The sequence below is a fragment of the Variovorax sp. WDL1 genome (genome assembly GCF_001541225.1).
Taxonomy (GTDB): Bacteria; Pseudomonadota; Gammaproteobacteria; order Burkholderiales; family Burkholderiaceae_C; genus Variovorax.
Map to the genome: position 1 here is coordinate 1 of NZ_LMTS01000182.1, position 252 is coordinate 252.

The following is a 252-nucleotide window of genomic DNA, read 5'->3' on the forward strand; positions in this document are numbered from 1 at the left end:
GGCCAGCGGGCGCACCACCGTGCAGGTCGTCAACCTCGGCGGCCTGGGCGCGCTCACCACGGGCAACGGTATCGAGCTGGTGAGCGCCCTCAACGGCGCCACCACCACCGCCCAGAGCACGAAGGACGCCTTCGCTCTGCAAGGTGGCCATGTCGATGCTGGCGCCTTTGAATACCGCCTGCAGCCCGGCGATGCCGCGGGGGGCGGGGAGAACTGGTACCTGCGCTCCACCAGCACCATCATCCCGCCGGC

The 252-nt window shown here is 70.6% G+C and carries 1 protein-coding gene; it reads left to right on the plus strand.

The genetic code is table 11. From position 1 onward, the window contains the following. Positions 1-252, plus strand: a 252-nt coding sequence (locus tag APY03_RS25280) for an autotransporter outer membrane beta-barrel domain-containing protein (RefSeq protein ID WP_157103455.1), incomplete at both ends; no start/stop codon positions are given.